Here is an 11,044-nt window from a genome sequence, read left to right on the forward strand (position 1 = left end):
TGTTTCATATTGTTCTTCTGTTCTACCATCATCAGATTGTCCATTAAAGGTTCCTATTTTGAAAGATTTAAGAAATTATAGAAAGAGAGAAATAAAAATGAACATATGAAAATTAAACGAAGTCTTATTAGAAAGAGCAATTGGTAATTATAGACGTTTAATAAGAGAAAATAAAGTAGTTGCAGAAGAAAATTGAGAAAAAAAAGTAAATAGTGCTTTAAATGAGGTTGACTATTTATGACCAAAAGCAGCAAACGAGAAAATGATTAAAATAATGAAAGAAATAGAAAAAATTAGTTTTTATAAATGACTTAATTGAAATCATAAACAAACAATAAAACTAATGATGCTAGGAGGACTTGGGTGCCCAAGCCTTCAACAAAAAACAATGGAATTATTACCAGCATTAATTGAAGCAGCAGAAACAAACGATATTCAACCTATTATAGAAATGTATATTTCAGTTAATTTTGGTGATTTATATATTTTATTAGAAACAGAACAAGGAGAAAAATAAAAAAGAACACAGAACAATTATATAAATGACTATATAACGAAGCAGTAGAGACTTATAAATATTTAGTAGATAATTCTAAATATATGACTGCAGAAGACAATTGACAAGAAAAATTAGAGCAAGAAGGACTGAACTATTTATGACAAAAAGCAGCAAACGAGAAAATGCTTAAAGTAATGAAAGAAATAGAAAGTTCTAGTTTATATAAAAGAAAGTTAGATTTTGATGAAAAAAGACTAATAGAAGTAATGCTCCTAGCAGGTATAGGTGACCAAGAAAGACAAAAAACAATGGAATTATTACCTACCTTATTTAAGCAAGTAGGGTATGAGAAGTTCGACTCCATTATAAGTATGTATGTTGCTGTTAATTTTGACTTAAATATTGTAATAACTAATAATTTTTAAGATTATAAAATTAACCCCTTATTCGACAATAGCGAAGAGCAGTTAGTTTTTAAATATAGAGACCAAATCGACAAGAAGAGTTGGAAGAATGTAAAATATGATACAAAAACAACATACTCAATACCAATAACAGAGACAAAAGGAAAACTGGTAAGTTCATTACCTTACGGGCACTTTAAAATTATTTCAATACCCCAATTAGAGCAAATAACAAAGAAACCTTACCTTTCCTTAATAATAGAAAAATAGTAAAAATAAAAAAAGTAGCACAAACTACTTTCTAACAAACTTATAATTTTTAAATAACAATAAAGGACTAATAATGGTAATAGAACCTGAAATTGCAAGAAAAGTACCAAGCACTGCGTTAATTGTTATAAAGTTATTAGTCATTACAATTTTAAAAGCATTTAGCACTTCTACACTACCTTTATTTCTTAAAATATCTTCTAGTAAAGAGTAGTCAATGTTGGTGAATACTTGATTTCCATATCTATCCCTAATGATTGAGTTATTTTCTTTACTTTCTTTTATAAATTTCTCTATTTTTTTATATATTTCTTCATTAAGTATATATTTAATGTTTTCATTAGTTGCTATGTATGGATGTTTTTCTGAAGTGTAATCTAGTTTAAGAACATCTGGATTATTTCCATATCATAATTCCGTTTTCGGAACATTAAGTAATATTAGAGGAATTATTAAACAAATAGAAACTGCCAACGCAAAAAGTCCAGTAATAACATAATTATTTTTTAATATTTTCATAATAAAACAATTATAAACTAAAATAATAAAGTAAAAAGGAGAGAAAATGAAAAACACATTGAAAGAAATAACGGACTTTAGACTATATTGAAAATTTATTAAAAATCCTTAATGAGTATGTTAAATTATGAAATTGACAGCATTTAATTAATTTCAAAAAAATTAAAAAAGATGAAAGTCCTTTAATTTAAAATTAAAAAACTTTCTCAATGATATCATCGAGAAAGTTATTCCACTTAGTTAAAAAAGTGGAAAGAATTTTAATCTTATTGATTATAGTATAGCACTTTTTCTGAAATTTTTATAAAAATTTGCAAATTATTAATCAAAATATCCTATTTAGTGATATATAATGATAATTAAAATATTTTTGTTTCTAATGCAAAAGTAAACCATATATTATAACTAAGTTTTAATTCTTAAATGCTGAAAAAAGGTTATTCTTCATTGAAAATAAAGAGATAAAAAATAATCATAATATTTATAAATTAATTTTAGTTAAAATGGAAAAAATTTTAGGAAAAATAAATCAAAAATCCCAATTTTTTCCGTATTTTCGTAACAAAATAAATTCTGTGGTAATATTAAAATGTGACTAATATTTTAGTCACAGAAGGAGGTGAAAAATGTATTTAAAATAAGGGTAAAAAATGGAAAGAATTTTAATCTTGTTGATTATAATTTTAGTATTAATTAAATTATAAAAAAAAGTTAATACATTTTCCACAACCTTATATAAAAACTCCATTTTGGCCGAATGGAGTTTTTTTCATTAATTAAGTTAATCTTAATTAATTAGGATTGTGAAAATGTATTTATACTATTATTATAGCACTTTTTTGCAATGTGTTCAATTTTTTTGTAGAAAATTTTTTTAAATAAAAAACATTATCTTTAAAGCATTATTTAAATTTAAAAATAAACTTTATATTAACAAAAAGAAGTATAGCAAATTGTTTTTGTTTTAATAAAAAAACAATAAAAATTTGATATATTTTTAATTTTTGTATAAAATTAGAATAACTAATTATTAATATTTTTATAAAAATATCTATAAAAATATATTTTTAGTATAAAATTATATATATTTAAATTTTATAAAATAAAGCAAATTAAAGGAAAATATGACAAAAAAAGAATTTATAAACGATGTAGTTGATAGATTAGATGAAAATTTAAAAGTTAGTCCAAAACAACTAGATCATATTTTAGAAACAATGTTATTTGTTTTAAAAGAACAATTATTAGCAGAAGAAAAAGTTACATTAGCTGATTTTGGAATCTTCTCTACTGTTGTTAGATCACAAAGAAAAATTGTAAATAGTTTTACAGGTGAAGAACAAGTTGTTCCACAAAAAAGAGCAATTAAATACAAACCATCAAAATATTTACGTGATTTAGTAGACTTTAAATCATAAAATATATCAATATATTTATTAAATAAGCATAAACTGTATTTATGGTTTATGTTTTTTATTTTTATCAAAAAATCAAAAACACTTATTTTGCCCATTTTTTTAAGTAATTTTCAAATAAAAAAATTATTTGTTCATTCTAAATAATATTTTTTGAACAAATAAAAGAAAAATTTGAATTTTTATCAATTTTTATATATAATATTATTACCACAAAAATTGGGAGGTGGTATTGTGAAAAACGAAAAATACGATGTAATTATTATAGGTGGGGGAATCATAGGTGCTTCGATTGCTTATGAGTTGTCTCAATATAATATGAAAAATCTATTATTAGAAAAAAATCCAGTATTTGCAGATGAAACTTCCAGAGGAAACTCAGGTGCAATACATGGTGGTTTTGATCCTGATCCAGGAAAAATCGAAGCTAAACTAAATGTTCTTGGAAATCAGTTATGAAGAGAGAAAATTTTTAAAGATTTAGATTTTCCAAGAGCACAAGTTGATTCATTAATTTTAGCTTTTAATGAAGAAGAAATGAAGCATGTACATATGTTATATGATAGAGGTTTAACAAATAAAGTTCCAAAAGAATTTTTAAAAGTGCTTTCTAAAGAAGAAGTACTAAAAAAAGAACCAAATGTTAATCCAAAAGTTCATGGAGCACTTTTATGCACAAGTTCATGAGCAATTGATCCAGTAAGAGCGACATATGCTTTTCTTGGAGCAAGCGAACAAAATGGTACAACATTAAAAAACAATTCTGAAGTTACAGATATTAAATATGTAAATGATGAATTTGAAATCACTTTAAAAAGTGGCGAAAAATTACATTCAAAAGTTGTAATTAATGCTGCTGGTCACTATGCAGATGTCCTTGCACAAAAAGCAGGATATGGCGACTTTAAACAAACAACAAGACGTGGAGAATACAGAATTTTAGCACGTAGTGAAGGTGGAATAGTAAACTCAATTTGTTTTAAAGTTCCTACAATTCACGGAAAAGGTGTTATTGTTGCACCAATGCTTGATGGACATGTTTTAGTGGGACCTACTGCTGAAGAAGGTGTACCAAAAGAAGAAACAAGACTTGTTACAAAAGCAAAATTTGACTATATTGGAGAAATTGGAAAAGAAATTATTCCTTCAATTAGACTTGAAAAAACAATTATGACTTTAGCAGGTTCAAGACCTATTGATGTAGAAACAAACGATTTTGTTATTAGATCTGCTAAAGATAACAAAAAATTTATTAACGCAGCTGGAATGCAATCACCAGCTATTGCCTCAGCACCTGCAATTGCTATTGAAATTGCAAAATTAGTTGAAGAATCAGGACTAAAATTAACTAAAAAAGAAAACTTTAATCCTAAATATACAGTTAGATTTTAAATTTTAGGAGGGCAAAATGTTAGCTAAATTAAAAGGTTTAACCTGAAGACAAATTATTGCCTTAATAATTTTAGCAGCTTCTGATGTTTTTGTAATAGCAGCACCATACTATATTAAAAACATCATTCCAAACTTACACGAATACTTAAACATTAAAGAAGATCAAGTTGCTACTTTAACATCAATTATTGGTTATGTAACACTAATTACTCAACTTCCTGGCGGTTTTTTAGCCAATAAGTTCAGTTCAAGATGGTTGTTGTCTATCGCTGTCTTTTCAACAGGAGCAATAACTTTATGATTTGGAGCTACAATTTGAAATTCAAAAAGTTTAAATCCAAATTCATTATTTATTCAATATTCAATAATTTGAGCGTTATGAGGTGTTAGTTCTACTCTTGTATTCTGAACACCTTTATGAAAACTTGTTTCACAACAAACAACAAAAGAAAATCAAGGCTTAGCATATGGAATTCAAGGAACAGCAAACGGAATTATCGGTTTATTCTTTGTATTTCTATTAGGACTATTAGTTACTAATGTATGAGTTCCAAGAGCAAATGGAAGTGCAATACCTTTTGCTGTTTATGCTTTCTTAATTGCAACCTTTTTAGTTGCTACATCAATCTTTGTACTAATTCTTGTTCCAGAGAAAAAACAAGATAAAGATACAGAAAAAGCTTCATGAGCTAGATTGAAAAAAAGTATAATTTCTGTTTTTAAAGCATTAAAAAATTGAAAATTATGAGCATTATCAATTTTTGTAATGGGTATGTATACATTTCAAAGTGTTTTTGCTTACTATTTAATTCAATTAATGCAAAATGGATACTTAGCACCAGCGATTCTTGTGACTATTTTAGGAGGAATTAGAACTTATGGATTAAGAACATTAGTTTCCACCTTTATAGGAAGATGAGCTGATAAATTTAGATCATATGTTCTTTTCTTAATTATTGTTACAGGAATTGGAATTATTCTACTTGGAGCAATAATCTTACTTGGTTTTGTTCCAAAATCAGCAAATGTTTGAGTAATTGTTTTCAGTTCAATTCTCTATCTATTAGCAGGAATTCTTTCATGAGCAATGGTTACTTTAAGATATGCTCAAATTGGTGAAATTCACTTAGAAAAAAATTCTTATGCTTCAAGTGTTGCTGTTCTTTCTTTTATTGGTTTTTCAACAGATGCTTGACTATACCAAATTACAGGAGCAGTTGGTAAATATTACACACCAACAGGAGCAGATAATACTTCAATACAAGGCTACCAAATTATTTTAGTTATTACATTGGCAATCGCACTTCTTGGACTACTTGCAGGACTTGCTGTGCATATTGCTAACACAATTGAACTTAAAAAATTAGGTAAAACAAACTACAGATGGAGAACATTAGAAAATGCATAACAAACAATTAATTTTAGGACACAGAGGATACTCTGCAATTGCCCCAGAAAATACCGAATTAGCCTTTGAAATGGCTTATCAATTCAATTTTGATGGTGTTGAACTTGATGTTCATTTAACTAAAGATAAAAAATTAGTTATTATCCATGATGAAACGACAAACAGAACAGCATTAACTAAAAAAGAAATTGAATTTTGTACTTTGGAAGAACTTAAAAAAGATGATCACAGCCTCTTTTTTAAAAAAAGTACAAGAAAACAAACAATACTCACATTAGAAGAATTTTTAGATAAATACTTAAATTTATTTAAAATTATTAATGTTGAAATTAAAACTGATCAAAAAGAATATAAAGGAATAGAAGAAGAATTACACAAACTTGCAAACAAATATGGACAAGCATATTTTCAAAAAATAGTTTTTTCATCTTTTAACTTTCAAACGCTTAGAAATATGCACAAGTTAAGTTCAAAATATCAACTTGGATTTCTATTTTGAACAGAAACTCAATTCCAATCAGTTTCTATAGATGAAATGAAACAAGTGTGTCAATTCTTAAATCCTTGAACGGTTTTATATGATAAAGATAAAAAACGTTATCAAAAAATTAACATGCCTTTAATGTTATGAACTCTTAAAGATCAAAAAAAATACAACGAATATTTAAACGATAAAATTGTTTATGCTCAAATTAGTAATTATAAATTTGAAAAAAACAAATAAGGAGAAAAATGAAAGATAAATTTATTATCACATTAGATTCAGGTACCACTTCCTGTAGAACACTAGTGGTAGACCATAATGGAAATATTAAAGCAAGTAGTCAAAGTGAATTTACACAATACTTCCCTAAATCTGGTTGAGTGGAACACGACCCATTAGAAATTTGAAATACACAACTTTCAACAATGCAAAGTGCAAAACACAAAGCAAAAATTAAATCCCACGATATTGTCGCTTTAGGGATTACAAACCAAAGGGAAACAGTTGTTTTATGAGATAAAGAAACAGGTTTACCTGTATATAACGCGATTGTGTGACAAGATAGAAGAACAACAGATTATTGTGAAACATTAATTGAAAAAGGATTATCAGACTTCTTTAGTGATAAAACTGGATTAATTATTAACCCATATTTTAGTGGAACAAAAATTCGTTGAATTCTTAAAAATGTAGAAGAAGCAAAAACAAAATTAAAAGAAGGAAAATTACTTGCAGGAACAATTGACACTTGATTAATGTGAAAATTAACCGATGGTAAAGTTCATGCAACTGACGTTTCTAACGCTTCAAGAACTATGTTATTTAACATTCATACTTTAGACTGAGATCAAGAAATTTTAGATTTACTTGAAATTCCAAAAGAAATTTTACCAGAAGTAAAATCTTCATCCGGACACTATGGAGTTGTAAGTCCTCATCATTGATCTAACAAAGCTAAAGGACAAGTTCCAATCACTGGAGTTGCAGGAGATCAACAGTCAGCTCTCTTTGGACAATTATGTACAGAAGTAGGAATGGTTAAAAATACTTACGGAACAGGATGTTTTACACTTGTAAATACAGGGCACACTCCAGTTAAAAGTAAAAATAAATTACTAACCACAATTGCTTGAAAACTAGGAGACAACAAAACAGTCTATGCTCTTGAAGGTTCAGTGTTTATCGCTGGAGCAGCAATTCAATGACTAAGAGATTCACTAAGAATTTTATATAACTCAGCAGAATCAGACTTCTTTGCTTCACTTGTAAATGATGATCAAAGAGTATATATGGTTCCATCATTTACAGGACTTGGAGCTCCTTATTGAGATTCATATTCAAGAGGTGCTATTTTTGGTTTAGAAAGAGGAACCAAAAGAGAACACTTAATTAAAGCAACTCTTGATGCGATTGCTTACCAATCAAACGATTTAATTAAAGCAATGGAAAAAGATTTAGAAAAACCAATTATTTTATTAAAAGTAGATGGAGGAGCATCAAATTCAAATTACTTAATGCAATTCCAATCTTCAATTTCTAATTTAAAAGTAGAAAGACCTTCAAATATCGAAACAACAGCTTTAGGTGCTTCATATCTAGCTGGATTAGCTGTTGGTTACTGAAAAGATCTAGAAGAAATCAAAAAAATAAACAAAATTGACAAAGTATTTAAACCACAATTAGCACAAAATGAAATTGATGCTTTAATCAAAGGTTGAGATACAGCTGTTAAAAAAACTTTAAACTGAACAAAAGATATAGAATAGGAGAAAAACAATGAGATTAGATATTTTATCAGAATTTTTAGGAACTTTAGTTCTAATTCTTCTTGGTAACGGTGTTGGATACAGCGTTTCCATGAAGAGAATGTTTGCGAACCAATCTGGAAAATGGATCGTTATCATTTTAGGATGAGGTTTAGCTGTATTTGCAGGGGTAATAGTTTCATTATCTCTTGGTGGATCAGCTCATTTAAATCCAGCAGTCACATTTTTTGTTGCTGTAAGTAGCAAGTTAAGTGATCCATTAATTTTAACATATATTCCTGTGCAAATTTTAGGTGCAATGACAGGACAAATGCTTTTAAACTTCATTAATTGAAAACACATTCAAGAAACAGATTTAGCTACATTAAGAGGAGTACACTGTACAGGACCTGCTTTTGCAAATAAAGAAAAAGCAACTATTTTTAACTTCTCTTATGAATTAGTAGGAACATTATTACTTGTTGGATTAGTATTAGCATTTGGTAAAGGTGGAAATAAAATAGGATTAGCATCACTTGGTCCAGTTCCAGTAACATTAATTGTTGTAGCAATTGGTGCTTCACTTGGTTCATCAACAGGTTATGCAATTAACCCAGCAAGGGATTTAGGTCCAAGAATGGTTTATGCTTTAATGGAAAAAACATTATTAGCAAATAGAAAAAGCGAACATGTTGGAGGAAACTGATCATACTCATGAATTCCAGTTGTTGCTCCTTCATTAGCTGGTGCAATTATTGGTGCTTTAGCTTTAATTCCAGTTGCAGCTTAATTACCAACTTATAAAAAATAAAATAATTAATCAATAAAGGAATTTATTATATGAAAAAAATATTAAATAAAAAAGAAGATATAGTTTTAGAAATGATTAATGGGATTGTAAAAACTAACAAAAAAGTTAAAAAGGTTGAAAACTTTAATGTTATTTACAATACTGAATTTAATAAAAATAATGTTGCTTTAATTTCAGGTGGTGGTTCAGGACATGAACCAGCACATATGGGATTTGTAGGTAATGGTATGCTTAGTGCTGCTGTTGCAGGAGAAGTATTTACCTCTCCTACACCAGATCAAGTTGAAGCAGCAATAAATGCTTTAGATTCAAAAAATGGTACTTTATTAATTATTAAAAATTACACAGGAGACAAACTAAACTTTGAAATAGCACAACAACTAGCTCAAGCAAATGGTAAAAATGTAGAAACTGTATTAGTTGATGATGATGTTGCAGTAGAAAATTCCACTTGAACTATTGGAAGAAGAGGGATCGCTGGAACAGTATTTGTACACAAAATTGCAGGAGCATTAGCTCAAAAAGGAGCTTCATTACAAGAAGTAAAAAGAGTAGCACAAAAAGTAATTCAAAATGTTAGATCATTTGGAATTTCTTTAAACTCTATTTATATTCCAACAACAGGAAAAGAATCATTTTCATTAGCAGCAGATGAAATTGAATTTGGTCTTGGAATTCATGGTGAACCAGGAATTAAAAGAGAAAAAATTAAATCATCAAAAGAAATTGTTAAAGAAATGTTAGATTTAATTTTAAAAGATTATGATTATAAAAACTCAGAAGTTGCTTTAATGGTGAACGGTTTAGGTGGAACACCTGAAATGGAATTATTTATAGCAACTAACGATATTCATGATTATTTAGCAACTAAAAATGTTTCTATTTATAGTTCTCATGTTGGAAATTTTATGACTTCACTTGAAATGCAAGGATTTTCAATTTCTTTACTAAAACTAGATGATGAGCTTAAATCATTATTAGATGAACCAACAGAGGTGAAAAGTTGAAAATAAGTTATTCTAATTTAACTGATGCAATGAAAAACATTGCCAAAGAGTTAAAAGAAAATGAAGATTATATTTCTACTTTAGATCAAACTATTGGTGATGGTGATCATGGATTTAATATGGTTAGAGGTTTTACTGAAGTTTCTAACATTCATTTTGAACAAGTAGATTTACCTACATATTTAACTTTAGTTGGAAGATCACTAATGTCAAAAGTAGGAGGTGCTTCTGGTCCTTTATATGGAATGGCATTTATGAATTCTGCTAATGCATTAAAAGGACATGAAACTTTTACATTTAGCGAATTTAAAATTTTAGTTTCCAGTTTTACAAAATCACTTGAAATGCTTGGAAAAGTAACTTTAAATGAAAAAACAATGTATGATGTTTGAAAACCACTTGAAACTTATTTAGCTTCAAAAGAAACATTAGATGCAAATGAATTTGATTCAACAATTGATTATGTTTATTCTTTAGTGCAAAATACTAAAGATTTAGTTGCAACCAAAGGAAGAGCATCATACTTAAAAGAAAGATCATCTGGCACAATTGATCCAGGTTCTTATTCAAGTTATATTATTATTAAAAACTTAATTAAAGGATTATAATGAAGAAATTATTTATTATTATTTCTCATTACAATAAATTAGCACAAACAATTAAAGAATACTTAACTAAAATGCTTCCTATTGATGAAAATAATATTAAAATAGAAGCATTAGGTGGAATTAATGATGGAAAAGATTTAGGAACTGAACCTTTAAAACTACTTGAAATCATCGAAGCAAACAACGATATCAAAGAAGTAGTAATATTTTCTGATTTAGGTTCAGCTACTTTAAGTGCACAAGCAATTATCAGTATGGTAAGTGACAAACAAATTCACGTTTCTCACGGTTCTATTGTTGAAAATTGTTTCTCTGCTTATGTGCTTGCAAACTCTGGAGCGAATTTTGACTCCGTAGTATCAGCAAGTGAAGAACAAATTGTAAAATAATCTTACTTTTAAGCCCACTTTATAGTGGGTTTTTCTATTTTTATGTAAATTATTAATCAAAATGTCCTTTTTTTAGCGATATGAAAATAATAA

General features: G+C 27.6%; 12 protein-coding genes. 11 read left to right on the plus strand and 1 reads right to left on the minus strand.

What is annotated here, in order from left to right; all coding sequences use genetic code 4:
* Together ACXX86_RS03795 and ACXX86_RS03800 are read left to right on the plus strand one after the other, a co-directional pair.
* Nucleotides 1-517, plus strand: a 517-nt coding sequence (locus tag ACXX86_RS03795) for a hypothetical protein (protein ID WP_458561166.1), incomplete at its 5' end; no start/stop codon positions are given.
* Between the two features lie 83 nt (nucleotides 518-600).
* Nucleotides 601-924, plus strand: coding sequence for a hypothetical protein (locus ACXX86_RS03800; protein ID WP_436358345.1), 324 nt, complete (start codon nucleotides 601-603; stop codon nucleotides 922-924).
* Between the two features lie 273 nt (nucleotides 925-1,197).
* Here the strand turns inward: ACXX86_RS03800 and ACXX86_RS03805 are convergent, their stop codons facing one another.
* Nucleotides 1,198-1,692 carry a hypothetical protein gene (locus tag ACXX86_RS03805; protein ID WP_458561167.1) on the minus strand — a complete coding sequence of 165 codons (495 nt, stop codon included), beginning with the start codon at nucleotides 1,690-1,692 and terminating at the stop codon, nucleotides 1,198-1,200.
* A gap of 1,124 nt (nucleotides 1,693-2,816) precedes the next feature.
* Between ACXX86_RS03805 and ACXX86_RS03810 the strand changes: the two genes are divergently transcribed.
* From ACXX86_RS03810 to ACXX86_RS03850, 9 genes are all read left to right on the plus strand, one after another.
* Complete coding sequence (locus ACXX86_RS03810) at nucleotides 2,817-3,110, plus strand: HU family DNA-binding protein (RefSeq protein WP_436358342.1); 294 nt, start codon at nucleotides 2,817-2,819, stop codon at nucleotides 3,108-3,110.
* A 231-nt stretch (nucleotides 3,111-3,341) separates the two neighbouring features.
* Nucleotides 3,342-4,499 (plus strand): type 2 glycerol-3-phosphate oxidase, encoded by a 1,158-nt coding sequence (gene glpO / locus ACXX86_RS03815; RefSeq protein WP_458561168.1) that lies wholly within the window; start codon nucleotides 3,342-3,344, stop codon nucleotides 4,497-4,499.
* Between the two features lie 16 nt (nucleotides 4,500-4,515).
* Complete coding sequence (locus ACXX86_RS03820; protein WP_458561169.1) at nucleotides 4,516-5,907, plus strand: MFS transporter; 1,392 nt, start codon at nucleotides 4,516-4,518, stop codon at nucleotides 5,905-5,907.
* The gene (locus ACXX86_RS03825) at nucleotides 5,900-6,631 is read left to right on the plus strand and encodes a glycerophosphodiester phosphodiesterase family protein (RefSeq protein WP_458561170.1); all 732 of its coding nucleotides are present in this window, start codon (nucleotides 5,900-5,902) and stop codon (nucleotides 6,629-6,631) included. Before ACXX86_RS03820 ends, ACXX86_RS03825 begins: the two co-directional genes overlap by 8 nt.
* An 8-nt stretch (nucleotides 6,632-6,639) precedes the next feature.
* Nucleotides 6,640-8,157 carry a glycerol kinase GlpK gene (gene glpK / locus ACXX86_RS03830; RefSeq protein ID WP_458561171.1) on the plus strand — a complete coding sequence of 506 codons (1,518 nt, stop codon included), beginning with the start codon at nucleotides 6,640-6,642 and terminating at the stop codon, nucleotides 8,155-8,157.
* A gap of 10 nt (nucleotides 8,158-8,167) precedes the next feature.
* Nucleotides 8,168-8,926: an MIP/aquaporin family protein gene (locus tag ACXX86_RS03835; RefSeq protein ID WP_458560428.1), complete on the plus strand. Its 759-nt coding sequence runs from the start codon at nucleotides 8,168-8,170 to the stop codon at nucleotides 8,924-8,926.
* Nucleotides 8,927-8,976: 50 nt separating this feature from the next.
* On the plus strand, nucleotides 8,977-9,960 hold the full coding sequence (gene dhaK, locus ACXX86_RS03840) for a dihydroxyacetone kinase subunit DhaK (RefSeq protein WP_436359203.1): 984 nt from the start codon (nucleotides 8,977-8,979) through the stop codon (nucleotides 9,958-9,960).
* On the plus strand, nucleotides 9,951-10,562 hold the full coding sequence (gene dhaL, locus ACXX86_RS03845; RefSeq protein ID WP_458560427.1) for a dihydroxyacetone kinase subunit DhaL: 612 nt from the start codon (nucleotides 9,951-9,953) through the stop codon (nucleotides 10,560-10,562). The genes dhaK and dhaL overlap by 10 nt, the downstream gene beginning before the upstream one ends.
* Complete coding sequence (locus ACXX86_RS03850; RefSeq protein ID WP_436359200.1) at nucleotides 10,562-10,951, plus strand: PTS-dependent dihydroxyacetone kinase phosphotransferase subunit DhaM; 390 nt, start codon at nucleotides 10,562-10,564, stop codon at nucleotides 10,949-10,951. Before dhaL ends, ACXX86_RS03850 begins: the two co-directional genes overlap by 1 nt.
* Nucleotides 10,952-11,044 lie beyond the last annotated feature (93 nt).

The sequence above is a fragment of the Mycoplasma sp. CB776 genome, assembly GCF_054343395.1.